The sequence below is a fragment of the Polaribacter pacificus genome (assembly GCF_038024035.1).
Classification (GTDB): Bacteria; Bacteroidota; Bacteroidia; order Flavobacteriales; family Flavobacteriaceae; genus Polaribacter; species Polaribacter pacificus.
In genome coordinates this window covers 1,325,534-1,352,031 of record NZ_CP150664.1, presented here as the reverse complement: position 1 = coordinate 1,352,031, position 26,498 = coordinate 1,325,534, and the positions used below count along the sequence as shown (strand labels likewise).

The 26,498-nt window shown below is 34.5% G+C and carries 27 protein-coding genes and 1 tRNA gene; 7 read left to right on the top strand and 21 right to left on the bottom strand.

Annotated elements, in window-relative coordinates; all coding sequences use genetic code 11:
* Positions 1-97: 97 nt before the first annotated feature.
* Complete coding sequence (locus tag WHC90_RS06145; protein ID WP_188597602.1) at positions 98-2,620, bottom strand: BamA/TamA family outer membrane protein; 2,523 nt, start codon at positions 2,618-2,620, stop codon at positions 98-100.
* 73 nt (positions 2,621-2,693) lie between these two features.
* Between WHC90_RS06145 and WHC90_RS06140 the strand changes: the two genes are divergently transcribed.
* On the top strand, positions 2,694-3,422 hold the full coding sequence (locus WHC90_RS06140) for a TrmH family RNA methyltransferase (protein ID WP_188597601.1): 729 nt from the start codon (positions 2,694-2,696) through the stop codon (positions 3,420-3,422).
* Positions 3,423-3,430: 8 nt separating this feature from the next.
* Here WHC90_RS06140 and WHC90_RS06135 read toward each other — a convergent pair whose 3' ends face one another.
* The 5 genes from WHC90_RS06135 to WHC90_RS06115 all read right to left on the bottom strand — a co-directional run bounded on the left by WHC90_RS06135 (position 3,431) and on the right by WHC90_RS06115 (position 8,295).
* Positions 3,431-4,081 carry a porin family protein gene (locus WHC90_RS06135; RefSeq protein ID WP_229664878.1) on the bottom strand — a complete coding sequence of 217 codons (651 nt, stop codon included), beginning with the start codon at positions 4,079-4,081 and terminating at the stop codon, positions 3,431-3,433.
* A 54-nt stretch (positions 4,082-4,135) separates the two neighbouring features.
* Positions 4,136-4,867: a bifunctional demethylmenaquinone methyltransferase/2-methoxy-6-polyprenyl-1,4-benzoquinol methylase UbiE gene (gene ubiE, locus WHC90_RS06130; protein ID WP_188597599.1), complete on the bottom strand. Its 732-nt coding sequence runs from the start codon at positions 4,865-4,867 to the stop codon at positions 4,136-4,138.
* Positions 4,868-4,870: 3 nt separating this feature from the next.
* Positions 4,871-5,773, bottom strand: coding sequence for a NifU family protein (locus tag WHC90_RS06125; protein WP_188597598.1), 903 nt, complete (start codon positions 5,771-5,773; stop codon positions 4,871-4,873).
* Between the two features lie 129 nt (positions 5,774-5,902).
* Positions 5,903-7,291: an OmpP1/FadL family transporter gene (locus WHC90_RS06120; protein WP_188597597.1), complete on the bottom strand. Its 1,389-nt coding sequence runs from the start codon at positions 7,289-7,291 to the stop codon at positions 5,903-5,905.
* Between the two features lie 26 nt (positions 7,292-7,317).
* On the bottom strand, positions 7,318-8,295 hold the full coding sequence (locus tag WHC90_RS06115; protein ID WP_188597596.1) for a hypothetical protein: 978 nt from the start codon (positions 8,293-8,295) through the stop codon (positions 7,318-7,320).
* Between the two features lie 140 nt (positions 8,296-8,435).
* Here WHC90_RS06115 and proS point away from each other — a divergent pair, with 140 nt between their 5' ends.
* The 3 genes from proS to rpsT all read left to right on the top strand — a co-directional run bounded on the left by proS (position 8,436) and on the right by rpsT (position 10,352).
* Positions 8,436-9,914 (top strand): proline--tRNA ligase, encoded by a 1,479-nt coding sequence (gene proS / locus WHC90_RS06110; protein WP_188597595.1) that lies wholly within the window; start codon positions 8,436-8,438, stop codon positions 9,912-9,914.
* Positions 9,915-9,998: 84 nt separating this feature from the next.
* A tRNA-Glu gene (locus WHC90_RS06105) sits at positions 9,999-10,070 on the top strand.
* 30 nt (positions 10,071-10,100) lie between these two features.
* On the top strand, positions 10,101-10,352 hold the full coding sequence (rpsT, locus tag WHC90_RS06100) for a 30S ribosomal protein S20 (RefSeq protein ID WP_188597594.1): 252 nt from the start codon (positions 10,101-10,103) through the stop codon (positions 10,350-10,352).
* 73 nt (positions 10,353-10,425) lie between these two features.
* On the opposite strand, the gene rodA is transcribed toward rpsT, so the two are convergent.
* The 8 genes from rodA to WHC90_RS06060 form a co-directional block, all read right to left on the bottom strand.
* Positions 10,426-11,703 (bottom strand): rod shape-determining protein RodA, encoded by a 1,278-nt coding sequence (gene rodA, locus WHC90_RS06095; RefSeq protein ID WP_188597593.1) that lies wholly within the window; start codon positions 11,701-11,703, stop codon positions 10,426-10,428.
* Positions 11,700-13,580 carry a penicillin-binding protein 2 gene (mrdA, locus tag WHC90_RS06090; protein ID WP_188597592.1) on the bottom strand — a complete coding sequence of 627 codons (1,881 nt, stop codon included), beginning with the start codon at positions 13,578-13,580 and terminating at the stop codon, positions 11,700-11,702. Before mrdA ends, rodA begins: the two co-directional genes overlap by 4 nt.
* Positions 13,581-14,084: a rod shape-determining protein MreD gene (mreD, locus tag WHC90_RS06085; protein WP_188597591.1), complete on the bottom strand. Its 504-nt coding sequence runs from the start codon at positions 14,082-14,084 to the stop codon at positions 13,581-13,583.
* Positions 14,077-14,904 (bottom strand): rod shape-determining protein MreC, encoded by an 828-nt coding sequence (mreC, locus tag WHC90_RS06080; protein WP_188597590.1) that lies wholly within the window; start codon positions 14,902-14,904, stop codon positions 14,077-14,079. The genes mreD and mreC overlap by 8 nt, the downstream gene beginning before the upstream one ends.
* Positions 14,905-14,926: 22 nt before the next feature.
* On the bottom strand, positions 14,927-15,955 hold the full coding sequence (locus WHC90_RS06075; RefSeq protein ID WP_188597589.1) for a rod shape-determining protein: 1,029 nt from the start codon (positions 15,953-15,955) through the stop codon (positions 14,927-14,929).
* Between the two features lie 88 nt (positions 15,956-16,043).
* The gene (purH, locus tag WHC90_RS06070; RefSeq protein ID WP_188597588.1) at positions 16,044-17,570 is read right to left on the bottom strand and encodes a bifunctional phosphoribosylaminoimidazolecarboxamide formyltransferase/IMP cyclohydrolase; all 1,527 of its coding nucleotides are present in this window, start codon (positions 17,568-17,570) and stop codon (positions 16,044-16,046) included.
* A 78-nt stretch (positions 17,571-17,648) separates the two neighbouring features.
* Positions 17,649-17,786: a hypothetical protein gene (locus WHC90_RS06065; RefSeq protein ID WP_188597587.1), complete on the bottom strand. Its 138-nt coding sequence runs from the start codon at positions 17,784-17,786 to the stop codon at positions 17,649-17,651.
* A gap of 162 nt (positions 17,787-17,948) precedes the next feature.
* Positions 17,949-18,401: a GAF domain-containing protein gene (locus tag WHC90_RS06060; protein WP_188597586.1), complete on the bottom strand. Its 453-nt coding sequence runs from the start codon at positions 18,399-18,401 to the stop codon at positions 17,949-17,951.
* 81 nt (positions 18,402-18,482) lie between these two features.
* On the opposite strand from WHC90_RS06060, the gene xrtF reads away from it, so the two are divergent.
* The 3 genes from xrtF (at position 18,483) to WHC90_RS06045 (ending at position 19,772) form a co-directional block, all read left to right on the top strand.
* Positions 18,483-19,019, top strand: coding sequence for an exosortase family protein XrtF (xrtF, locus tag WHC90_RS06055; protein WP_229664877.1), 537 nt, complete (start codon positions 18,483-18,485; stop codon positions 19,017-19,019).
* Entirely contained in the window at positions 19,016-19,456 is a 441-nt protein-coding gene (locus WHC90_RS06050; protein ID WP_188597585.1) for an exosortase F system-associated membrane protein, read from the top strand. Before xrtF ends, WHC90_RS06050 begins: the two co-directional genes overlap by 4 nt.
* 205 nt (positions 19,457-19,661) lie before the next feature.
* On the top strand, positions 19,662-19,772 hold the full coding sequence (locus tag WHC90_RS06045; RefSeq protein WP_229664914.1) for a heavy metal-binding domain-containing protein: 111 nt from the start codon (positions 19,662-19,664) through the stop codon (positions 19,770-19,772).
* Positions 19,773-19,831: 59 nt separating this feature from the next.
* Here the strand turns inward: WHC90_RS06045 and groL are convergent, their stop codons facing one another.
* The 7 genes from groL to miaB all read right to left on the bottom strand — a co-directional run bounded on the left by groL (position 19,832) and on the right by miaB (position 26,394).
* Positions 19,832-21,466, bottom strand: a complete 1,635-nt coding sequence (groL, locus tag WHC90_RS06040; protein ID WP_188597584.1) for a chaperonin GroEL — start codon at positions 21,464-21,466, stop codon at positions 19,832-19,834.
* 94 nt (positions 21,467-21,560) lie between these two features.
* The gene (locus tag WHC90_RS06035; RefSeq protein ID WP_188597583.1) at positions 21,561-21,836 is read right to left on the bottom strand and encodes a co-chaperone GroES; all 276 of its coding nucleotides are present in this window, start codon (positions 21,834-21,836) and stop codon (positions 21,561-21,563) included.
* Positions 21,837-22,035: 199 nt separating this feature from the next.
* Entirely contained in the window at positions 22,036-22,368 is a 333-nt protein-coding gene (secG, locus tag WHC90_RS06030; protein WP_188597582.1) for a preprotein translocase subunit SecG, read from the bottom strand.
* Positions 22,365-23,066, bottom strand: coding sequence for a hypothetical protein (locus tag WHC90_RS06025; RefSeq protein WP_188597581.1), 702 nt, complete (start codon positions 23,064-23,066; stop codon positions 22,365-22,367). The genes secG and WHC90_RS06025 overlap by 4 nt, the downstream gene beginning before the upstream one ends.
* A 7-nt stretch (positions 23,067-23,073) precedes the next feature.
* Entirely contained in the window at positions 23,074-23,580 is a 507-nt protein-coding gene (locus WHC90_RS06020) for an LptE family protein (protein WP_188597580.1), read from the bottom strand.
* Between the two features lie 40 nt (positions 23,581-23,620).
* Positions 23,621-24,862, bottom strand: coding sequence for a sigma 54-interacting transcriptional regulator (locus WHC90_RS06015; RefSeq protein WP_188597579.1), 1,242 nt, complete (start codon positions 24,860-24,862; stop codon positions 23,621-23,623).
* A gap of 77 nt (positions 24,863-24,939) precedes the next feature.
* Positions 24,940-26,394, bottom strand: a complete 1,455-nt coding sequence (miaB, locus tag WHC90_RS06010; protein ID WP_188598573.1) for a tRNA (N6-isopentenyl adenosine(37)-C2)-methylthiotransferase MiaB — start codon at positions 26,392-26,394, stop codon at positions 24,940-24,942.
* Positions 26,395-26,498: the final 104 nt, after the last annotated feature.

The following is a 26,498-nucleotide window of genomic DNA, read 5'->3' as shown; positions in this document are numbered from 1 at the left end:
TTAATTTTTAAATAAGGTTCCTGTTGGGCTTCAAAAGTAAGCAATTTTTCAATAGGTAAATTGTGTTTTGATATGAAATTCTAAATTCGATATTGAATTAAAAAGGATAGTTTATACCAATATTATAGACGGCATTGCCAAAATTAAAGTTTTGAAACCATTTATTGCCATTTAAATAAGGCTCATGAGTTTTTAAACCCACATCTAATCTAAGTACTAAAAAGCTAAAATCATATCTGGCACCAAAACCAGACCCTACAGCAATTTGCTTTAAAGAAGAAATACTATTAAAAGCGGCTTTCGAATCTACAAATTCTGAATTTGTAATGTCCCAAATGTTTCCTGCATCAATAAATAGTGCTCCTTTTAAACTACCAATCAAATCAAATCGATACTCAATACTTGTTAAGAACTTTAAACTTCCGACATTGTATTCTAAACCAGGGGTAGAAGAACCAGGACCTAAGTCATAAGTTCTCCAAGCTCGGATGTCATTTGATCCACCAGCAAAATAACTTTTTGTAAAAGGAATGTCAGAATTCTCATAAGGAATAATCAATCCTAAGAAACTTCGAAAACCTAAAACCGAATTTCTAGTTACGTCCCAGAATTGTTTGTATTCAATATCTGTTTTAAAGTATTGAGCAATCGGCGTATCAGAAATGGTTTTGGCACCATCGCTGTTTGTACCATTAGCTAGAAGTGAAAAGAAGTTTCCAGAGTTTGCAACTCTAATTTTAAAAAAAGAAAAATTATTGTCTTTATAATTGGTCTGACTATTGTAAGTAAACGTATAGGCAATTGTAGGAATAAAAAAGTTTGAAGTAATAATATTATATCGATTAAACGTATTAGCACTTTCTTTATAGGCTTCTGGGTTGCTGCTTTCAAAAGCAGAATCTGAACTTGCCGAGTTCATAAAGTTTACCGCATCAGCTTGCTGCAAATTGTAATTAGGGTCGTTGTAATAGGTGGCTGCTAAAGGTTTTAATTTGCTAAATTCAGAAGTGTAAATATTAAAATATTCACTGACGTTTAGGTTTCGTATATACTGGATATTGAAGAGCTCAACACTAATGTTTTTTTTAGAATTAAAGTTCCAATTGTAATTGATTGTGCCAGTAAAATTTTGTTTGTCTAATCCGATATTTTTTTGAATTCCAGTACCAACAGAAAAAAAAGTTTTAGGAGACATTTTTTTGTTTACTAGCTTGTTTAGGCCAAAAGGAGCTACAAATCGAGGGATCTCTAATGATAGATCTGCTCCAATTTCCCATGCGTTGAAAAAACCAGCGGAGTTTTCAAGTTCTGTAGAGGTATTGAAAAAAGAACCTAAAAATGAAAACTTCATAAGTTCTGAGCCACGAAATGTATTTCTATTGACTATAGAAAATTTTGCAGATACCCCTAATTTTCTCAAGTTAGAATGTGTAAGCTCAGTGTCAGCTCCAATGCTAAATTTTTCAATAGGAGTTAAATAAATGTTAGCTTCCAAATCATCTGTATCTCCAATTTCAGAATACTGTATGCTAACAGATTTGAAATTTTTTAATGATTTTAAATGACTTCTTGTAAGGTTTGTGAGTGTGTCTGTGTATTTCTCAAACGGTTTTATAAAGATGGATTGAGACAAGAATCTAGGATTGTATTTTACTTTTTTATGCGCTATAAAACGAATACCATTATAACTGATAGTGTCTAAATAGGGTTCATCTTTCTCAGTATAGGTATAGTCAGTGTACACATTTACTTTTGTGACTTTGTTAATTACAAATGGACGTTGTATTGGTTGGTTCACATTATTCTCAAATTGATAGGTTCCTGAGATAACCAAATCCATGTTTGTTTTGTGGTCAGGTCTTTTGGATTGCACATTAAAAACCATGTTTTCTACATTCCCAGTGAAGTGATAAACACCAGCATTTCTGAATAATTTCACAATTTGCTCAGTCTCTTTTATAAAATTCTCACTATTGTATTGCTCACCAGATTTTAAGTGACTGGTTAACTTACCATCTTTGCCATAAGCTTCTTTATATATAGAGTCTAAAACAGGGGATAAAATTTGAGTGCTGATGGTATCTAATATTAATGGCTCTCCTTTGTTTATGTAATAAGATACAATCCCTTTTTTAGGTGCTATGGAGTCTTTTTTTGAGCTAACAGTGTTTTTAAGATACCCTTTCGTTTTAAAATATTCACTAAGGGTTTTTACTGTTCTTTTGGTTTTTTCATCGTCAATAATGATGGGTTTTTCACCGCTATTTAAAAACCAATTGTTAAAGTTTATATAGGATTTTGCGAGCCCAATACTTTGCTTTTCTGAAAATACTTTTTTTATGAAATTATATTTTTTAGGGTGGTTTTCTCCCCATTTTTTGGCTCCTTGAGGATATTCGGGATTTCCGAGGTTGTAGAAATAAATAGAAATCGGAAGGCCTAAAGTTCTCGAGTTGGGTTTTTGAACGACATAATCGTTTAGCTCACTGTTCTTATTTTTCTTATTATCTACAAAAATTTTGGTTGCTCTTAAAAGCTGCTCATCTTCTGCAACCCTTTTAACCGAATTACACGCGGTCAGTAGGTAGAGAAATAGTAAGTAGAAAGAAACTTTTTTCATTAGCTTTGTATAAACAATAAGATACTTCAAAAATACTGTTTTTTGGAGATTATTCTAAATTTAAAATAAATTGATGAATTTATCAAAAAAGGAAATCAAACTAGTAAGTAGTTTACAGCAAAAAAAGTACAGACAAAAATATAAATTATTTGTTGCAGAAGGTGTTAAAGTTGTAAAAGAATTACTTGATTCTTCCTTTGTTTTGCATCAACTCTATCTAACGGATGATATTTTTTTAACAATAACAGAAAGTAAAAGAAAACAGATTACAGAAGTTGATTTAAAAAAAATAAGTCAACTTAAGACACCAAATAAAGTTGTTGGATTATTTCAAATTCCAGAACCGTTAAGTGTTTTAGAGGAGGGACTAACTTTGGCTTTGGATGATATAAATGATCCTGGAAATTTAGGAACCATAATTCGTCTCTGTGATTGGTTTGGTGTAGATCAATTAGTATGCTCTAAAGACACTGTAGATTGTTTTAATCAAAAGGTTGTTCAGGCAACGATGGGTTCTCTAGCGAGAGTCCGAATTTCTTATGTTGATTTATTGCCGTATTTAAAAAAGGCAACTAGACCTATTTTTATCGCAGATATGGATGGCGATAATCTTTATAAGACCAGTTTGCCAGCCCAGGCAGTTTTGGTAATGGGTAACGAAGCAAATGGCATTTCTTCTGAGATATCAAATCTTAAAAACACCTGTATTAGCATTCCTAGATTTGGTAATCTTCAGCAAACTGAAAGTTTAAATGTAGCGACCGCTACCGCTATAATTTTAAGCGAGTTTAAAAGAGTTTAGCCGAGTTTTTACTCAAAAGAGAAATTTAAAAAGATGCCTCGAGTACCAAGAAAATTTACAGGAGAGGTCCACTGACTAGTTGGGTCGCTGTCATAAATTAACTCATTGTTTAGCGCAAATACGCCTCTAATTGACGGTGAAAACTTAAAATAGTATAAGTAAAAATCAACCCCGATACCTAGTTCATACATGGCGCCGTTTGTTTTTGTTCTAAATTCACCAGCTGCATTGTCATTACTATTGTTTTCATTACTGGTAAAATTTATATCGTATGAGATTCCTGCTAGTAAATAAGGACGAACATTGTCTAGTCGGTTGGTGCTTATCTTTAAAACCAAGGGCATGTGCAGGTAGGTGCTATTAGCGGTTCTGCTCTTCTGTGCCGTACCGTTTATATGCTCAAAGGTTAAACTTTTACTATTGCTAATCAGCCCTGGCTCAAAACGCAAATTAAAATTCTTATGCAGTCTTAAATCTGTAATCAAACCTACGTTAAAGCCTGTAGTTGCTGTAGTTGTAATTTCTGGATTGGCTATAGAGCTGTTTTTATAATCAATTTTAAAGTCATTTTGATTTAGTCCTAAGTAAAAACCAAAATGCAGTCTGTTTTGATCAAAAGTAGGTTTGTGCAAGACACGTCCCTTTTGTGCTAACAGCATCGTGTTAGTGCACAAAAAAAATAGCAGAACGATATGTTGTACAGGTTTCATAAATTATTTTGTCGCTGTGTAAATCGAGGCCACTCCAAAAGTGACTGGCTGGTTTACTGCTGTACTAAACCCATTTTTTAATAAAATATTGTTAAAGGCGGTTCCAAAAGGAAAAGAATTTGCAGATTCAGAAAGGTAAGAATAAGCAACCTTGTCTTTAGAAAATAATTTCCCTACAAGTGGTAAAATTACTTTACTGTGAAAATGATATCCTTGTTTGTATGGGAATTTTGTAGGTACAGAAGTTTCTAAAATAACCAAAACACCTCCAGGTTTAAGAACTCTGTAAATTTCTTTAAGTCCCTTGTTTAAGTTGGCAAAATTGCGAACTCCAAAAGATACGGTAATGGCATCAAAAGTATTATCTTCAAAAGGCATTTTTTCTGAATCACCAACAATTAATTCAATGATTTCTGATAAATTGTCTTTGGCAACTTTTTCTTTTCCAACTTCTAGCATGCCGGCAGAAATGTCTAAGCCAATGATTTTTGAAGGTTGAAGTTTGGCCATCATAATTGCCAGGTCACCAGTACCTGTTGCAATATCTAAGATTTGTTTAGGCTTGTTTTTTCCAACGATTGCAACTACTTTTTTACGCCATTTTACATCAATTCCAAAAGAAATAACACGGTTAAGACCGTCGTAATTTTTAGAAATAGCGTTGAACATTTGAGCAACTTGCTCTTTTTTTCCTAGGTCTGATTCCTTGTATGGTTTAATTTGTTCTGCTGACATTTCTTATCCGTTAATTGCAACTACTTCGTTAATCTGATTTGGCAGCATTTCTTTTAACATGGTTTCAATACCATTTTTTAAGGTTATTGTAGAAGAAGGGCATCCACTACAGGCGCCTTGTAAAATAACGCTAACAATTTTGCTTTCTGCATCGTAAGATTGAAATGCGATATTTCCACCATCAGATGCCACCGCAGGTTTTATGTATTCATCTAAAATGCTAACAATCTCTGCTGAGGTTCCTTCTAATTTAACTGGAGGAGTATCAGCTGATTTTACGGTATCAGAGCTACTTGCTTTAGGCAGCTCTTTGATGATCGTTTTGTTTTCTTGTAAGTAGTTTAATAAAAAGCTTCTAAGCTCTGGGTAAATGTCATTCCATTCTACCATTTCAAACTTGGTAATCGAGACATAGTTTTCTGAGATAAAAACTTCTTTGACAAAAGGAAAATGGAAAAGAGCTTGTGCTAATGGCGAAACAGCAGTTGCTTCGTCGATGTTTTTGCACTCTACATCAACCTTTGTTAATGATTTGCTAGAGCCAAATTTCATTACAGCCGGATTCGGTGTCACCTCTGCGTAGACTTCAATGGCTAGCTTTTTAGTCGTGCTTTCTGAAATTACAATATTTCCATCTTGAATATAACTTTCTATCTGTGCTCGAACTTCTTCTTGCACATCACTCCAGGTTACAATGTCATATTTTTGTATGGCAATAAAATTAGGTGTGATATACACTTTTTTTACAAAGGGAAGGTAAAATAATTGCTGCACTAAAGGAGCGTTTTTAGCTTCATCAATATTGTTAAATTCTTGACTGCCACCATTCATAAGCACAGAAGTACTCGTGAATTTTAAAATGCTATCGTTGTTAGTGCTCTGTATAGATATGGTTGTATTATTCATGCTTTTATTGCTGTGATAGTGCGTTTTTTCGCTCTAAATATTTTACAAAATTAAGGTAAATAAGTCATTCAATAGCAAAGACCCTATAGGTTTTTCTTATAGGGTCTTTACTAGAAATGATTAAGATTTTTATAGGTAAATGGTTAAGGTAGCTGTAATAATTTTTTGGTCGATGTTTAATTCAGCTGCATTTACTTGATTGTACTGAGGGTAAAAATTGTACAAAGAGGTTTGTGTGTTTTTCTGATAAGAAAGATCAAACGCAGCATTGTTAAATTTATAACCAGCTCCTAGAGAAAAGCCTTTTAGGTTGTCTGATTCAATTGCGTTTTTGTCTGGACTTTGTTCATAGTGATAACCTCCTCTTAAACTCAAGGCTTGAAAACGCCATTCAGTTCCTAGATTTAAACTATAAGTATTTCTAAGCTCGTTTGAGAAATACTGATTTTCGGTTGTGAAATTATCATTTGAAAGCTTCATGGTTTCATAGTTTTTGTAGCTATAATCCATGCTGATCAATCCGTTTGAGCCAAATACATAGGCCAAACTAGCTGTCATTTTACCTGGTGTTTTTAATTTGTATTCAAAAAATTGTGAAGGAAAATAATTTCCAGAAGTATTGTCGTAGACGCTATTGCTCTCTGAGCTGGTCATTTGAGTATCACCTAAATACCCATCATTATTAACAATGTTTGTTGTCTCTGCAATGCTTGTAAACCATGTTGGTGTATGATAAGCTCCCCCGATTCTTAAATTTTGACCAAGCTTGTATATAAATCCAGCTCCTATAGAAAAACCAGTTCCAGCAGAAATGTTCTCTTGATAAAACCGAGCATCCAAAGTGCTGTTGTTTGCTGCGCTATTGAATTCTGAAAGTGTTGATTTTTGAGAAAATTTTAAATCGAAACTATTAAAGGACAATCCTAAGTATAAGTTTTTATTGTACTGACCTGAAAGTGCAAAGTTGTACTCAGTTAGTTCTCCGTTGTATTTGTTGATGAATTCTTGACCATCAGCTATGTTGTATTGAGTCCTTGGGTTGTTGTTGTCTAAAGGAAACTCTGTAAAGGTTGCATAGCCACTGTTTCCGCCTGCCAAAAACGTATCTTTAAAATCATTTTTAATGCGGTAGTTAAAGCTAAAAGCTACTTTGTCCCAATCACTACTGTTGTAGTTGTCAAAAACAAATACAACACCAGCCTGTGAAAAATTAAAATAGTTGTCTTTGCTATTATATGTATTGTTGTAATAATTGCTCAGGATATTTGAGTTTCGGGTATTTAAGCCAAATGTAGTAAGGCTATTGTTAAAGACAGCAGCTCCTGCTGGATTAACACTTATAGCAGAAATATCTCCACCTAAGGCTCCAAAAGCACCGCTCATGGCGTTAAATCGAGCTGATCCGGAAATCTGGTCTTTAGAAAAAAGTAAGGCCAAATCTTGGTATCCTAATGCTTGTGAAAAACCAGTGAATATAAATCCACAAAGGCAAACAAAAAGAGTTCCTTTTTTTATCATGTTTCGTTTCTATTTAAATGGGATTATTAGTTTTTTCTTCTTGAGGTGGTTGTTGTTCCACTAGACCTTGAACTTGTTGTTCTCCCTGAGTTTGTATTGGTAGTAGTTCTTCTAGAGTTAGTATTGCTAGAAGAATTTCTAATTACTGGCTTGTATTTAGAAGGTTCTATATTTTTTCTTGTAGTCGTGTTTCTTCTGGTTGTAGACGTGTTTGTTCTACTCGTGTTAGAACTCTTGGTGTTTGTACTAGTTCTTCGGGTAGCAAATTTTATGTTGCTAAGCGTTGAGTTTACACGTCTAGTTGTAGACGTATTTGTATTTCTAACAGCATCATACGTTCTGCGACTATTAACGGTGGTAGCTCGTCGACCAGTATTTACATAAGGGCTGTTCCTTTTTGTGTATGTGGTGTTTCTTCTGTTGTTGTAACTGGTGTAATAATTGTTGTAGTAAGGGTAGTAGTATGCAGGATAATAATAAAAAGCTCCGTATCCATATCCATAGTAATAAGGTTGGTAAGCATAGTCTCCATAGAAACCATATCTATAACCCCAACGTTGATTCCAAGGATTCGAGTATCCGTAATAATGGTCCCAATAACTCCAATTGTTAAAGTCTAAATCAATATGTACTACAACATCATTTGCATTGTCGTTATAACCCCAAGGACTATTGCTGTAGTTAACCTGAGCGTTTTGATCAATGGTATTGTAGTCATAGTCTACATAATCTGCATCAGAACGATAACTGTCTACATCAGTAAACACCTCATCGCTATCAACTTGTTTAATTCGATCCAGTTCATTTGAAAAATAATTTTCCTCTACCTCTTTTCGTTTTTCTTCTGTTTTAACAACAATTACTTTAGCGTCTCTATTGCTATAGATTCCGTCGTCATCATTGTAAACACTTTGGTAGGTGCCGCATGAAACAAAAGCAAAGCTACTTGATAAAATAGCCAAGTATAAAGCGGTATTTTTTAAAGTGAAGTTGTGTAGTTTCATGAGGTTTGTTTTTTTTGATTGATACTGGTTTTGCAAAAAAATGCCAACTTTAGATTGGGACAATAATCTTTTTGCCTTAGTTTTGCGTTGGGAAACGTTCCCATAGTAAAGATAACAAGTTTTATGCCAAACTTTTGATTATGAGCAAGAAGTTAACAACGAGAGAAGAAGATTATTCTAAATGGTATAACGAATTGGTTGTAAAAGCCGATTTAGCAGAGAACTCTGCAGTTAGAGGCTGTATGGTTATTAAACCTTACGGTTATGCGATTTGGGAAAAGATGCAAGCAGAGCTAGATAGGATGTTTAAGGAAACAGGGCATGAGAATGCTTATTTTCCGCTTTTTGTTCCAAAAAGTTTGTTTGAAGCAGAAGAGAAAAACGCAGAAGGCTTCGCTAAAGAATGTGCTGTTGTTACCCATTATCGTTTGCAGAACGATCCAGATCGTCCAGGAAAACTCCGTGTGGATCCTGAAGCTAAATTAGAGGAAGAATTGGTTGTAAGACCTACCTCTGAAGCGATTATTTGGAACACTTATAAAGGATGGATTCAGTCATACAGAGATTTGCCATTGCTAATAAATCAATGGGCAAATGTAGTTCGTTGGGAAATGCGTACTCGTTTGTTTTTGCGTACTGCAGAGTTTTTATGGCAAGAGGGGCATACAGCCCATGCAACTAAAAAAGAAGCTCTTATAGAGTCAAAACAAATGCAGGAAATCTATGCTATTTTTGCTGAAGGTTTTATGGCGATGCCCGTGGTTAAAGGAGCAAAATCAGAAAGTGAACGTTTTGCGGGAGCAGAAGAAACTTATACTATTGAAGCATTGATGCAAGACGGAAAAGCTTTGCAAGCAGGTACTTCACATTTTTTAGGGCAAAATTTTGCCAAGGCTTTTGATGTAAAATACACATCTAAAGAAGGAAAACAAGAATATGTTTGGGCAACATCTTGGGGTGTTTCAACGCGTTTAATTGGTGGGTTAATTATGACACATTCTGATGATTTCGGTTTGGTATTGCCTCCAAAATTAGCGCCGATTCAAGTGGTGATTGTTCCTATTTATAAAAATAATGAACAGTTAGACCTAATTTCAGAGAAAGTATCAGTTATGGTATCTGATCTAAGAAAAAAAGGAATTTCTGTAAAGTTTGATAATAGAGATACTTTTAGACCGGGAGCAAAATTTGCTGAATACGAACTAAAAGGTGTACCAGTTCGGATTGCTATTGGTGCAAGAGATCTTGAAAGTAATACGGTTGAACTCGCGCGAAGAGATACGCTGGAAAAACAAACTGTTTCTCAAGACCACTTAGCTGATTTTATTGAAAACCTTTTAGAGGATATTCAGAACAATCTTTTTAATAGAGCCAAGGAGTATAGAGATGAGCATATCACTGAGGTTTCTAATTTTGAGGAATTTAAAGATGTAATAGAGAATAAAGGTGGATTTGTACTAGCTCATTGGGATGGTACAGAAGAGACAGAGGATGCTATTAAAGAGCAAACAAAAGCAACTATTAGATGTATTCCTAATGATAGTAAATTTGAGGCGGGAACCTGCGTGTTTTCAGGAAAACCGTCAAAGCAAAAAGTGCTTTTTGCAAAAGCGTATTAAATTTTGTAAAAAAAATAAAAAATTTCTTGCAGAGTTTTAAAAACGTTGTATATTTGCACCCGCAATCAGCAATAAGATTGTAATGGTCCGTTCGTCTAGGGGTTAGGACGCCAGGTTTTCATCCTGGTAACACGGGTTCGATTCCCGTACGGACTACAAGTTTTCATTAAAAACTAAACAAAAATTATGGCAAATCATAAGTCAGCATTAAAGAGAATTAGAAGTAACGAAGCTAAGAGATTAAGAAACAAGTATCAGCATAAGACAACTAGAAATGCTGTGAGATCTTTGCGTGCACTTGAGGATAAAACTGAGGCACAAGCTGCATTACCTAAGGTTGTTGCAATGTTGGATAAGTTAGCTAAGAATAACGTAATCCACCAAAACAAAGCAAGCAACTTAAAATCTAAATTAGCAAAGCACGTAGCTGCATTGTAATATTTAAACTTGCACTAATACAAAAAAGCGTTCTGATTTTCAGAACGCTTTTTTTGTATGCACTATTTTTTGTTTACCAGTCGTTTCCTTTATTTGCATCTAATTTAATAAAGATAAACAAGAGCAGTGTAAAGCCCCATAGAGAGGAACCACCATAGCTAAAAAAGGGTAGTGGGATACCAACAGTAGGTAATAATTGAATAACCATTCCTATGTTAATGAGTACGTGGAAAAACAGTATTGAGGCTAAACTATAGCCATAGATACGACCAAACTTGTTGTTGTGGCTCTCGGCCAGATAAAGGATCCTGTAGAGTAAGAGCATAAAAGCAATGACAACAAAAGAAGTTCCTAAAAAGCCCCATTCTTCTCCTACGGTACTAAAAATATAATCAGTGTCCTGCTCTGGAACAAAACGACCTTGAGTTCTGTCGCCGTCTAAAAAGCCTTTTCCAGTTAAACCACCAGAACTAATTGTCTGAATAGATTGATTGGTGTTGTAGCCAATTTCTTTGGTGTCTTGAGTGATTCCTAATAAAACATCAAAACGATCTCGTTGGTGTTGTTCAAATACAGAATTGTACATATAACTAGATCCAATGATTAGCAAGCTAGCAAACAGATAAATTCCTAAAAACTTATGCCAGTTAAATTTAAAGTAGCCTTTGTTTTTTTTAATAAAGTAGATTAGAAATAAAGTGAGTATTGCGTAAACACTTACCATAGTTATTGTTATTCCGAAAAGTATGGTTAGAATAAATAAGACGATAGCAAGTGAACCTAAAAGTATATAGTTGTGTGTAAGCCCTTCTCTGTTTAAGACAAAAAAGAACGATACATACACTAAAACGGATCCCATGTCTGGTTGTAAAGCGATTAATAAAGCTGGTAAAAAGATAACAATAAAGGCCTTAACTTGATTTTTAATGAGCTTTAAGTTGTATTGTTTGTCACTCAGCAGTTTTGCAACAGCTAAAGCGGTAAAGGCTTTGGCAAATTCTGAGGGCTGTAGACTCATACCTCCAAAATCATACCATGAGGTAGCGCCATTTATTTTCTTTCCAAAAAGCAGTACACCAGCCAAAAAAAGCAGGCCAATAAAATAAATGACACTGGCAAAGCGTTCGTAGAATTTTGAATTAAAAAAGAGGATGACAATAATTAAGGGTATGCACAAAAGAATCCACAATAATTGCTTTCCGTATCTCGTAGAAAAATCAAGAAGTTCTCCACTTGTATCAGAAACTGTAGCGGCATAGATGTTTGTCCACCCAAAGCCTACCAAGATCATGTACAAAAGGACTAGGATCCAATCTACCCCTGAAAAAATATTGTTTTTCTCTGCTCTCAATCTAGTAAGGTTTTTGCTGGGAGTACTATTTTTTTCTCGTAGATAGATTGTAGGCTTAGATTAAGCATTCTGTCTTCTATCCATTTTCTTTTAGGTGCGATCTTTCCGTTTATGTATTTTTCTACAAGCAAGCTTGTTATTGGAGCTGCGATAGTAGATCCAAAACCTCCGTTATCAACAAAAACAGCGATGGCAATTTTTGGATTGTCTTTGGGAGCAAAAGCAATTAAAATAGAATGATCTTTTAATTGTGTTCGCACGCCATTTCGAATTACAAAATTTTCTGCAGTTCCTGTTTTCCCTACAATGTCAATCCCGTCAATTTTTACCCATTTAGCAGTTCCTGTTTTAAATACTTCTTCCATTCCATCTATAATAGGAGGGAAGTATTTAGGATCGATGCTTGTGTATTTGGGGGTGGTGTATTTAGGGTTATTTATGCTGCTCTTGTTTACCTTTTTTAAGATGTGGGGTGTATAGAAGTAGCCTCTGTTGGCAATTGCCGCTGTTACATTGGCCAGTTGTATTGGCGTCATACTAACCTCTCCTTGTCCAATTGAATTGGAAATATTGGTGGTAGGCCCCCAAGAGTATTGATATCGGTCATCATAATATTTTCCGTCTGGGATTAAGCCTTTTTGACCTGTTGGTAGGTCATATCCTAGATAGTTCCCCAAACCAAAACTCTTTACATGTTCACTCCAAGCATCCATGCCCAATGTTGAGTTTTTGTATTTGTTGATAATTCGAATATAGGTATTAGCAAAATAACTGTTACACGATTCAGAAATTGCAACATGCAGCCTAATTGGCAAGCCTACAATACCACAGTGACAACCCATAAACTCTTTTGTCCGACTTCCGTATCTGAACCCGTGGTTGCAATAAAAAGGAGTTTGCTCATCAATGACGCCTTCTTGCAAGCCAATTAATGCATTAACTACTTTAAAAGGAGATCCAGGAGGATATAGTGCGTTAAGTCCTTTGTCGTACATTGGCTGCCCTATGGTGTCACCAAAGAGTCGTACCGAATTTAATTTACGCTGTCTTCCTACCATTTCATTTGGGTCGTAAGTAGGCATAGAAACGGCTGCTAAAATCTCACCCGTACTTGGTTCAATTGCTACGATTGCTCCGCGTTTTCCACGCATAAGTAATTCGCCGTATTGCTGTAGTTCACTGTCTATGGTAAGTGTAATGTCTTGCCCATTTACAGCGATGGTATCATAGATGCCATCTTTATAGCTACCTATAATTTTATTTAATCGGTCTCTATGCAGGTATTTTTTTCCTTTTACTCCTCGTAAAATGGAATCGTACATTTTTTCTACCCCACTAGAACCTGTAAGCTCACCTTGTTGGTAGTTTGGATTCTTTTTAGTGTCTTCTTCATTTACCTCACTTATATAGCCTAAGACATTGGCGGCAGAAGCTATTGGGTAGTTTCGAATGCTTCTTTTTTGTATGTAGAAGCCTTTGTATTTATGTAGTTTTTCTTGTAGAAAAGCAAAATCCTCTTTGGCTAGTTGTTTTAAAAAAACGGAAGGAAGCCAAGGGGCGTAGTTTTTTGCTTTTTGATATCTTTTTACAAAATCTTCTTTGCTAATTTTTAATAGGGTGCAAAACTCTAGGGTGTCTAAGGGTTTTACTTCTTGAGGGATGATCATCACATCATATGAGAGTTGGTTAGCTACCAAAAGTTTTCCATTTCGGTCATAGACATAGCCTCGCTCAGGGAATTCATACTCTACTTTAACCGCTGCATTTTTTACAGGATTTTGATCTGCACCTCTAATTACTTGCAATTGGAACAGTCGCCCCAGCAACACTAAGCCAGCCATGGTAATCAAAAAAAATAATAAAAAATTACGTTTCATTTATTTCTTATTTCTAAATAACGAGTTTCCTAAGAAAAATAGAATAGCAGTAAAAATACTAGAATATACAGTTTGTGTCAATACACTTGTCAAGTTGTTGAAGCTAAAATTAGCTAAAAAAAACAATAAAAAGTGATGCGTTATAATGATAATCATGACAAAGTTAAAAACCTTGCCATAAGGTTCTTTGTTTAAATCAAAAAGCAAGTAGTCTAGACTTGATTTTTTAAAAACCAACTTAATTAACGTCAAGCGAATATAGGCAACAAAAAGAAGTGAAAAAGCATGTATGCCTCCAGAGTCTGTGAAAAAATCGACAGACAAACCTAATAAGAAAGAGAAAAGAAGAAGTGAAAAACGCTCTTCTTTTAATGGATAGAAAATAACAAAAGCAACATATAAGTATGGGTTTATATAGCCTAAAAACAAGATGTTATTTAATACAAATACTTGTAGAAATAACAGTGTAAAAAACATAAAAACAACATACAATCTCTTATTCATTTTCTGTATTCTCTAGGGTGTTTATTTCGGGTTTATTCAAGTTTTTTATTACATAGACAGGGCCAATATTACTCATATCATTAAAGAGTTTAATGTCAATTTCACTAGACGTATTGCTATGGCTGATGTCTTTAACGGTTCCAATTAAGATTCCTTCTGGAAAAATGGTTGATTTACCTCCAGTAATAATTGTATCGCCAAGTTTTACATTTGCTTGTCTTGGAATATCGATTAACTGAACTTTGTTGTAATCTTTTCCGTTCCAAATTAAAGTACCAAAATGAAAACTGTTTTTAAGGCGTGCATTTATCTTGCTATTAGAATTTAAAATAGACTGAACTCTAGCAAATTTTGGACTCACTTGGTCAGTGATTCCAATCAAACCTTTGCTGTTTGTTACTGCCATTTCTGCTAGTACTCCATTGCTGGATCCTAAATTAATGAGTAAAAAATTATTTTGTTTGTGGTAATCATTTTTGATAACTCTTGCAGTGGTATAGGTATATTTTTGATGATATTTTACACTGTCAATAATGTTGATATCTACTGTAGAATCCAAACGTGCTTTAATAAGCTCTATTTGATTTTTTAAAAATGTGTTTTCTTCAATCAGTTCTGTGTTTTCTGATTTAAGATGTAGGTATTCTGAGAATTTTGATGATTTTTCATACAGTCCTCCCGTAATACTGTTTGCAGAACTAATAAATTTGCTTTTGTGAAAATCGTGGTTGTTAATCGTTAAAGCAAGGGCAACGGCACTTAAAAAAACAAAAAATAAAAAGTATTTATACTTTTGAATAAAATAAGCGATTTGTTGCATAGGCCTGTTTTTTGAAAAGTGCTTACTTCATCAAGATGCTTTTGTATTTTTCAATTTCTTTTAATGCAATACCGGTTCCTCTAACTACAGCTCTAAGAGGATCTTCTGCAACATAAACTGGTAAGTCTGTCTTTCTTGATAATCTTTTGTCTAAACCTCTAAGCATAGATCCTCCTCCTGCTAAATAAATACCTGTATTGTAAATATCTGCAGCTAATTCTGGAGGTGTTTTAGAAAGTGTTTCCATCACAGCGTCTTCGATTCTTAAAATAGATTTGTCTAATGCTTTGGCAATCTCTCTATATGAAACCTGTACTTGTTTTGGTTTTCCGCTTAACAAATCTCTACCTTGTACCAGCATATCTTCTGGTGGATTGTCTAAATCTTCAGTCGCAGCTCCAATGGTAATCTTTATTTTTTCGGCTGTTGTTTCACCAACATGTAAGTTGTGTTGGGTACGCATATAATACATAATATCATTGGTAAAAAGATCTCCAGCTACTTTTACTGATTGATCACAAACAATACCTGCTAAGGCAATTACAGCAATCTCAGTAGTACCTCCACCTATATCGATAATCATGTTCCCTTTGGGTTCCATGATATCTATACCTACACCTATCGCAGCTGCCATAGGTTCAAAGATTAAATAAATTTCTTTGGCATTCATGTGTCTTGCAGAATCCTGCACAGCACGCTTTTCTACTTCTGTAATTCCAGAAGGAATGCAAATAACCATACGTAAAGCGGGTGGGAATAATTTTTTCTTGATAGAAGGAATTTGCTTTACAAATTCTTTAATCATTTCTTCAGAGGCTTGAAAATCAGCAATTACTCCATCTTTTAAAGGGCGGATAGTTTTGATGTTTTCGTGCGTTTTTCCCTGCATCATATTTGCTTCTTTACCAGTTGCAATTATTTTGCCAGTTGTTCTATCACGGGCAACGATAGACGGACTATCAATAACTACTTTACCATTGTGAATGATCAGTGTGTTAGCTGTGCCAAGGTCGATAGCAATATCCTCCGTCATAAAATCGAAAAAACCCATACGCTTTCTGTTATTTTTTTTATTGATGTATTCTTACAAAGCTACTAAATTTATGTATGTATAATACAGGAATTTAGAAGTTCTTTTTTTAATGTTTAAAATGTCTTGTTCCTGTTAATACCATTGAGATATTATTTGCGTTACAGTAATCAATACTCAGTTGGTCTTTTATAGATCCCCCTGGTTGAATAACACTTGTAATTCCTGCATTGTCAGCGATTTCTACACAATCTGGAAAAGGGAAAAATGCATCACTTGCCATGACAGCCCCTTTCAGGTCAAAGCCAAAACCAGTTGCTTTTTCTATCGCTTGCTTTAAAGCATCTACTCGGCTTGTTTGTCCAGTTCCGCTAGCTAACAATTGTCTGTTTTTTGTAAATACGATAGTATTTGATTTGGTGTGTTTACATATTTTAGAAGCAAACAATAAATCATCTAACTCTGTTTGGCTAGGTTTATTGTTAGTAACATAGGTTAAATCTTCTAAGGCATCTGTAATCATATCCTTGTCCTGAACTAGTAATCCATTTAGGGCAGTTCGAACATTTTGCTGAGGTAGCTCAGTCATTTTTTGTACTAAGAGTATTCTATTCTTTTTGCTTTTTAAAACCTCTAGCGCTTCGCTATTAAATTCTGGAGCAATTACCACTTCACAAAAAAGTGAATTAATTTCATTTGCTGTTGCTAAATCAATAGGGCTGTTAGAGATTAAAACCCCTCCAAATGCTGATACTGGATCTCCAGCTAAGGCATCTACATAGGCTTGGTGAACAGTGTCTCTTTGGGCAAATCCACAAGCGTTGTTGTGTTTTAAAACGGCAAAAGTAGGTGCTTCACCAGTAAACTCATTCATCAAGTTAACAGCTGCATCTACGTCTAGTAAGTTGTTGTAGCTTAATTCTTTTCCGTGTAATTTATTAAACATGGCGTCTAAATCTCCAAAGAAAAATCCTTTTTGATGAGGGTTCTCACCATAACGCAATACAGTAGATCTGGTTTCACTAACCTTAAAGACTACCTCGTCTTGGTTAAAATAATTAAAAATAGCTGTATCGTAATGAGATGAGATATTAAAAGCTTTAGAAGCAAGTGATTTTCTGTCTGCTAAAGTTGTGGTACCGCTGTTGTCTGTAATCAATGCTAAGAAGTCATTGTATTGCTCCATAGAAGATAAGATAACAGTGTCTTTAAAGTTTTTTGCTGCAGCGCGAATCAAAGAAATTCCTCCGATGTCAATTTTTTCAATGATATCTTGTTCTTTTGCTCCAGAAGCAACTGTTTTTTCAAAAGGGTACAAATCAACAATCACCAAATCAATTTGAGGAATGTCAAACTCTATTAATTGAGCTGCATCTGTTTCATTGTCCTGTCTGTTTAGTATTCCTCCAAAAACTTTTGGGTGAAGAGTTTTAACTCGACCACCTAAAATAGAAGGGTAAGAAGTAACGTCTTCTACAGGAACTACAGGGATCCCTAAATCAGTGATAAATTTTTCGGTGCCACCAGTAGAATAAATAGTAACATTTAGTTGGTTAAGTTTTTCAACTAAAGGCTGTAAGCCGTCTTTGTGAAATACTGAAATTAAGGCAGATTTGATTGTTTTTGAGTCGCTCATGAGTTGTGTTGTTAAGCACACAAAGCTACTAAAAATCAAAAGTTTTCACAAGGCTTAAAATGTAAAAATAAAAGAAAATTATACAGCCAAACTCGCTTTAAAATTTGCAACTAAATTATTGTAGTTTTCATTGGTAATTTCTTGCTTTGTCAAGCTGCTTTTTTGTACTGAAGTCTTTGAGAAAAATCTTCTAAAGGGGTTAATTTTTGTATTCATCTTGGGGGATTTATTGTATTAAGCTCAAAAAATGTTTAAAAGCTGTATGCAAAGATACGACAGGGATTTACTATCTGAAATAGGTAAAATCCCTAAAAATGAATGCATTAAGTGCTTTTTAATTGTGGTAAATTACACAAAGCTGTATTCCTTTATAATTTATTAATAAAGGCTTGCTACTCGTTGGCAAATATATTCTAGTAAGGTTTCATCTTCTTTGGTAAAAATATTAGCTGTATGTGAGTCGATATCAATCTGTCCAATGTTCTCTCCATTGACAAAAATAGGAATCACAATTTCTGATTTCACCTTCCATCCACAAGAAATATAATTGTCTTGAGAACTTACGTCTTGTACTACAAAATTTTCATTGCTTACAGCAACCTGACCACAAATTCCTTTGCCAAAAGGGATGATGATATGATCGGTTGGCTCTCCAGTAAAAGGGCCAAGTTTTAATTCATTTTTATCCCCATTTTTAAAATAAAAACCAACCCAATCATAATAAGAGACTTCAGCTTCTAGGTAGTCACAGATACCCTGAAGTTTTTCGTTGGTAGAAACTTGATTATCAATAATGCTATCTATATGATTTTTTAAAAGATTTACTTCCATTGTTTTAATACTATGCTAGAATGACTATATTTGTTTGAGAGCTACCTAAAGTAGCGGGTACAAAAATAAATCATTTTTGTTTTGAAAAAGTATAAAAAAAGTATCATTTTTTTATTAAAGTTTTTCGTAAGCTATTTTTTGCTTTTTACGATGTATGCTTACTATCTAAAGAATACTCAGCAAAAAGAAAGTCAGTTTGTTTGCGCACCTTTAACAGCTACTGTAGCAAATCAAACAGCAGGAGTGTTAAACTTTTTTGGCTACCACACAAAAGTTATTCAGCACAGTGAAGAAATGTCTGTTAAGATTTTAATAGACGATGTGTATATAGCACGTGTTATTGAGGGATGTAATTCTGTTAGCATAATTATCCTTTTTATTTCTTTTATCATTGCTTTTCCTGGTCCACTAAAAACAACCTTGATTTTTTCAGTCTTTGGTAGTTTGATTATCTATGGAATCAACATTTTGAGGATTGCAATTTTATCAGTTTTACTCTATAAGTATCCAGATCAACAAGTATTTTTGCACAATCTTGTCTTTCCGGCTATTATTTACGGAACAACCTTTTCACTCTGGGTTGTTTGGGTACACAGATATTCAAATTATAAACGATGAAAGCAGTTGTAAAATACAGTATTGTAACAGTGTTGTTTCTTCTTTTAGTCTCTATTAGAGCTTTTGAAAATGATTTGTTTTACGATCCTCTAATAGCGTATTTCAAAAACGACTATTTGTATAGTCAAATGCCCGATGTTCATACTCAAAAATTGTTGTTAGATGTCTTTTTTAGATACCTTGTAAATACAATAATTTCATTGCTGATTATTTATTTTTTATTTAGAAAAAAAACTTATTTAAAATTTGCAGGAGCCTTTTATGTGCTTGCTTTTGTTCTGTTAATCAGTGTCTTTGCTATTTTGATTAATCAAGAGTTTGAGCAAGGTTATTTACTGCCGTTTTACATTCGAAGATTTTTAATCCACCCGCTTTTTTTGTTAATTTTGTTGCCGGTTTTTTATTATATGAAATTGCATGTCAAAAAAAAGAACTAGCAGTAACCAATTTAGAATAGAAAAATAAAATCCACTTTAATAGATCAAAAAATGAAAAAAATATTATTTGCCCTAGCGATTATTTGCTCAATTAGTTTTGTGTTTACAGGGTGTAAATCAGAAAAAAAAGAAGAAAAAAAAGAGCATGTTTCTGTAGATAAAAGATGCTAAAGGGAGTGCCGATAAGGTATTGTACCAATGTCCTATGGATTGTGAAAAAGGCAAGACTTATGAAAATGAAGGGAACTGTCCAGTATGTAAAATGAAATTAAGAAAGAAGGTTGATGAGAGTGAAGATTCTCATGATGATCATTAAATCATAAAAAAAAACCTCGAGATATCTCGAGGTTTTTTTATGATTGCTTGTGATGTGTATTACATCATTCCTGGCATTCCGCCACCCATTGGAGGCATTGCTCCGCCAGCGTTGTCTTCTTTGATGTCAATCAAGGCACACTCAGTTGTAAGAATCATACCTGCAACAGAGGCAGCATTCTCTAAAGCTACTCTTGTTACTTTTTTAGGATCTATAATTCCTGCTTTTAGCATGTCTACATATTCATCAGATTTAGCGTCATAACCAAAGTCTTTTTTACCTTCTAATACTTTGTTGATCACAACTGATCCTTCTCCTCCAGCATTCTCAACAATAGTTCTCAAAGGAGATTCTATAGCGCGTGCAACAATTTGAATTCCGGTTACCTCATCTAAGTTGTCAGCAGTTAGTTTTTCTAGTACTTTCTTAGCTCTCACTAAAGCAACACCACCTCCAGCAACGATTCCTTCTTCAACGGCAGCTCTAGTAGCGTGCAAGGCATCGTCAACTCGGTCTTTTTTCTCTTTCATTTCTACTTCAGAAGCAGCACCAACATATAAAACAGCTACTCCACCAGCCAACTTCGCTAGGCGTTCTTGTAATTTTTCTTTGTCGTAATCAGAGGTTGTAGTTTCTATTTGAGCTTTAATTTGATTTACTCTAGCTTTGATCAATTTGGCATCTCCAGAACCGTTTACAATTGTTGTATTGTCTTTGTCAATAGTTACAGTTTCAGCAGTTCCTAATAAGTCTAAAGTTGCGTTTTCTAATGAGAAGCCTCTTTCTTCAGATATTACCGTTCCTCCTGTTAAGATAGCGATGTCTTCTAACATTGCTTTTCTTCTGTCTCCAAAACCTGGAGCTTTAACAGCTGCAATTTTTAATCCACCACGTAATTTATTAACTACCAGTGTTGCAAGGGCTTGTCCGTCTACATCTTCTGCGATAATTAATAAAGGTCTGCTAGATTGAGCAACTGGCTCTAAGATTGGAAGAATTTCTTGGAGATTTGAAATCTTTTTGTCAAATAATAAGATATATGGATTTTCTAAATCTGCAATCATCTTATCTGCATCAGTAACAAAATATGGAGATAAATACCCTCTGTCAAATTGCATTCCTTCTACAACATCAACGTAGGTTTCCATTCCTTTTGCCTCCTCTACAGTAATCACTCCTTCTTTTCCAACTTTTGAAAAAGCAGTAGCGATTAAATCACCAATAACATCGTCATTGTTGGCAGAGATCGCTGCAACTTGTTTGATTTTTTCTGATGAATTCCCTACTTTTTGAGATTGTTTGTCTAAGTCTTTAACAATGGCAAGTACGGCCTTATCAATACCGCGTTTTAAATCCATAGGATTTGCTCCAGCGGCAACATTCTTTAGTCCTTCTTTTACGATAGCTTGTGCTAAAACAGTAGCGGTTGTTGTTCCGTCTCCAGCTAAATCATTGGTTTTAGAGGCAACCTCTTTTACCATTTGTGCACCCATGTTTTCTAATGGGTTTTCTAATTCAACTTCTTTGGCAACAGAAACACCATCTTTAGTTACTGTTGGAGCTCCAAATGCTTTCGAAATAATTACATTACGTCCTTTTGGACCTAAGGTTACTTTTACAGCGTTAGCCAATGCGTCTACACCACGTTTTAAACCGTCGCGTGCTTCAATATCAAATTTTATATCTTTTGCCATGGTATGTTTAGTTTTTGTTTTGTCGGTTGATACCGATATGCTAGTTACTTTTAATTGTATTAATTATAAACTCTTTTGCTAGAAAAAAGTTGGATTAAATAATTGCGAGGATATCAGATTCTCTCATCATTAGATAATCATTTCCTTCTAATTTTAGTTCGGTGCCAGCGTATTTCCCATACAAAACAGTGTCACCAATCTTTACGGTCATAGGTTCGTCTTTGGTTCCTTTCCCAACTGCAACAACAGTTCCCTTTTGTGGTTTTTCTTTTGCATTGTCGGGAATAATCAACCCAGAGGCGGTTTTAGTTTCCGCTGCTGCTGGTTCTAAAAGAACTCTGTCTGCTAATGGTTTAATGTTTAGTTTCATGTGTTTATAAATTTTATAACCTGTTGAAAAAAACAGGAAGGTTACTTGTTAATACTGTTCTCTTTATAGACAGAAATTATGCCAATTATAGAAGTCTGACAAATTTTCTAATCTCTAGTCTAACAATGTGATTTTACTCTAAAAAAAATGCCAACGTGTCATTTACGTTGGCATTTTTATACTATATGTTTTGTGACGTTTAGTTCACGCTATCTTGAGTTAAGGGAGCGCTTTGAACTGGCGTTGTAGTTTGAACATTTTGAAGTGTTTGCTCTAATTGAGGATTGTTAACACTGTTTGCTCTTGGAATTGCAAAATTTGCCAATAAAATTAAAGCAAACATAGAAATAGCCAAAGTCCAAGTAGCTTTGTCTAAAAAGCTATTTGTGTTTTGAACTCCTCCCATAGATTGAGCACCACCACCACCAAAAGATGAAGATAATCCTCCTCCTTTAGGGTTTTGAACTAAAACAATTAATATTAGTGCTACTGCAACAACCAATATTAAAATTAAAAATAATGTATACGTCATGATTTATTGTTTTGTAAAATTCTGATTCTTTTAATTTGGTCTGCAAAGAAACCACTTTTTTCTGGATATTTCAAACTTAAAATTTCATACGCTTTTATTGCGTTTTCATATTTTTTCTGTTCCAGGTATACCTTTGCAAGGGTTTCAGTCATTAAGTGAGAGCTTGCCTTGTTTTCTGTAACTTTAACAACCGTCTCGGTTTGCTTGTCAATCCGAATGATTTTTGGATTGTGTTTAATGAAATTTTCTATAATTGTGCTTTTCTCTTTTGCTTTGGATGGCTGTTTTACACTGCGATCAATTGTTTTATATGATGCCAGTTGTAGCCACTCATTAAATGAATGTGTTTCATTTGCGGTAAAAGGAATTGGTTTGCCTAAGCTTAGGTCTAGGTTTTCTGAGTCTGTTGTTTTAACTGCTGTTGTGTTTGCTATTTTTTGAACAGGCGCTTCTTTTTGTGTTTGATTGTCATTTGTGATAAAATCAAATAAAATACTTCTATCTGTTGTAAATGCTGCGGTGCGTTTTAGTTCATTATTATACCTAAAGCTTTCCTGTTTTTGTAAGCCTTTTAAGTGTAGCGCTCTCGCAGCTTGGAAAAAAGGGTATGCGTCAACAATCTTTTTTAGAGATTTTGTTTCTTCTTTGCCAATTGTATTTGGGTGTTCTAAGAGATGTACAAAAGCCTTTGTTGTCATAATCCGTTTACCATTTTGCAATTGAAGCATTAAAAATATCTTGAGTTATTCTAGGAATAATCTCATTAAAAGCTGTCTCTAGTGCACTTCCAATTAATTGTGTATTTGCAGGATAATCATAATAAAAAGAAAAGCTTCTTTCAAAATTGTCCTTTTCTATAAAACGATTTGTGTAGCGAACATTGACCGTAATGGTTAGCCTGTTTTGTGCAGCAGCTTGATCAGCAGTTGCACTCATAGGAACAATAGTGTAGCCTGTGATTTCTCCTTCAAAATGTATATCCCCATCAGATTTTACTGAGCTTAAATTAGTTTGTCGAAGAAACAGGTCTTGAAAGTCTACCGTAAACTTCTGACTTAATGAAGGCTCAATTAAAGGGGCCACGTTTCTAAAAAAATCAACTTGAATTGTTTTTGCTTTTCCAGTGTCTCCACCTGTAAAATTATAAATTCCGCAGCTAGAGAGTAAGAAGCATATAGTAAGTAAACTAAAAAGAGTTCGTGTAATTTTCATAGTTGAGTTAAAAGTAACAATTTTCATGGCAAAAGCCTTGTTATAAATCGTATTGTTTGATTTTTCGATACAGAGTTCGCTCTGAGATTCCTAATTCTTTGGCAGCGAGCTTTCTTTTGTTGCTGTTTTTTTCTAATGATTTTTTAATCATCTCAATTTCTTTGTCCTGAAGTGATAAAGACTCATCTTCTTCTATGGTTTCTATATAATCATATGATTTACTAGTTTCAGAACTCTTGTTTTTTGGAATTTGAACCACTTCAACATTTCCAGAGTTGGTGTTGTGTATTTGTTCTTCGTAAATCTTTTCTAGCAATTTGTGATTTTCTTCTTGAAGATCTTCAATACTACCGTTCTTTAATAGATCTAAGGTTAGTTTTTTAAGATCATTAATGTCATTCCTCATATCAAAAAGAATCTTGTACATGATATCTCTTTCTGTAGAAAAATCACTTTTTGAATGTCCAGAATCATTGATGATAGCAGGCAAGTTTCCAGAGCCGTTTGGTAAATAATGTAACAATTTTTGCGGCGTAATCATTCGAACTTCTTCTACGACAGAAATTTGTTCAGCGATATTTCTCAGTTGACGAATGTTTCCTGGGAACCGATAGTTCTCAATCATTTTTGTAGCATCTTCATCCAGTCTGATTGTTGGCATGCTGTATTTTTGAGCAAAATCTGAAGCAAACTTTCTAAACAATAATGAGATGTCTCCTTTTCGTTCTCTAAGGGGTGGTAAGGCAATTTCTATTGTGCTTAAACGATAGTATAGATCTTCTCTAAATTTTCCTTTACCAATGGCAGGTTCCATTTTTAAATTGGTCGCTGCAACAATTCGGACGTTGGTCTTTTGTACTTGAGAAGATCCTACTTTGATAAACTCACCATTTTCTAATACTCTTAATAAGCGAACCTGAGTGGTTAATGGTAGCTCACCAACCTCATCTAAAAAGATAGTTCCTCCGTCAGCTACTTCAAAATAACCTTTTCTACTTGCAGAAGCTCCTGTAAAAGCACCTTTTTCATGTCCAAATAACTCGCTGTCAATTGTTCCTTCTGGAATCGCCCCACAGTTAACTGCAATGTATTTTGCGTGCTTTCTATGTGATAGTTGATGGATAATCTTAGGGATGTTTTCTTTTCCAACACCGCTTTCTCCAGTAACCAAAACAGAAATGTCAGTAGGAGCAACTCTAACCGCTTTTTCTAATGCTCTATTAAGCATCGCATCATTACCAATAATACCGAAACGTTGTTTAATGATTTGTAAGTTTTCCATTTTTGTATAGTTTCAGCCTTCCTAAAGATCAAAGTTAATGTGGGTAACTTTGTGGCTTTGTAGCTGTATTGTTTAACTTAATTGTTCTCAGAGTAGCCCACTGCAGTTCCAATAAGAGTTGCTGAGGTACAATCTTCTACTTTTACATTGACAAAATCACCAACTTTGTAATTTTCTTTTGGAAAAACAACAACGGTGTTTTGCGTATTTCTTGCCTTCCAATGTAAGTCTGATTTTTTTGAAGAACCTTCAATCAAAAACTCTTCAATTTTGCCAACATGTTGTTGAGTTCTGTATAAACTGTGTTTTAATTGCAGATTAATTACTTCTTGTAACCGACGCTTTTTAACTGCAAAAGGCACATCATCTGGCAATTTTTTTGCTGCCAATGTACCAGGTCTTTCAGAATAGGCAAACATAAAACCAAAATCGTATTTTACATGCTCCATCAAACTCAAAGTGTCTTGGTGGTCTTCTTCAGTCTCTCCACAGAAGCCTATAATCATATCCTGAGAAAAAGACATCTCTGGGACTATTTTTAAGATATTGTCTATTAATTGCATGTACTCTTCTCTAGTATGCTGTCTGTTCATGGCCTTTAGCATGGTATTGCTACCACTTTGAACAGGTAAGTGTAAGTATTTGCAGATGTTCTTGTGTTTGGCCATTACATGGATAACATCCAGGCTCATATCTTGTGGATTTGATGTAGAAAAGCGCAATCTCATTTTTGGAAATCGAGTAGCGCACTGGTCTAATAATTGAGCAAAATCTACTGCGGTAGCTTGCTCCATTTCTGTTGCCTTTTTAAAATCCTTCTTTAAGCCACCACCATACCATAGGTAGCTATCTACATTCTGACCTAACAGTGTAATCTCTTTATAATTGTCGTCTGATAATTTTTGAATTTCTTCAAGGATGCTTCTTGGGTCTCTACTTCTTTCGCGCCCTCTAGTAAAGGGAACCACACAAAAGGTACACATATTGTCACAGCCTCTTGTAATAGAAACAAAAGCAGAAACTCCGTTGGTGTTTAAACGAACTGGTGAAACGTCTCCGTAGGTTTCATCTTTAGATAAGATAACATTTACAGCATCTCTACCAGCATCAATTTCTTCTAAAAGGTTAGGTAAATCTCTATAGGCATCAGGACCAACGACTAGATCAACTATTTTTTCTTCTTCTAAAAACTTTTCTTTAAGCCTTTCTGCCATACATCCTAAAACCCCAACTTTCATCTTTGGGTTTATCTTTTTTACAGCATTGTATTTTTCAAGGCGCTTTCTAACAGTCTGCTCAGCTTTTTCTCTAATAGAACAAGTGTTTACCAAAACCAAATCAGCATCTTCTAGGTTTTGTGTAGTGTTAAAACCTTGCTCGCCAAGGATTGACGCAACAATTTCACTATCACTCATGTTCATTTGACAGCCATAACTTTCTATAAAAAGCTTTTTGGTATTGCCTATTTTATTTTCTAAAACAAGTGCTTGACCTTGTTTTGATTCATCCATTGTCTTTTCTATCGATTCCATATTCATGCTAAAATGAAAGGCAAATATACGACCAAAAACTAAAATTCGTGACAAATTGGCAGAAATTTAACGTGGTATTTCTTGCTTTTTATAAGGGAAAATGC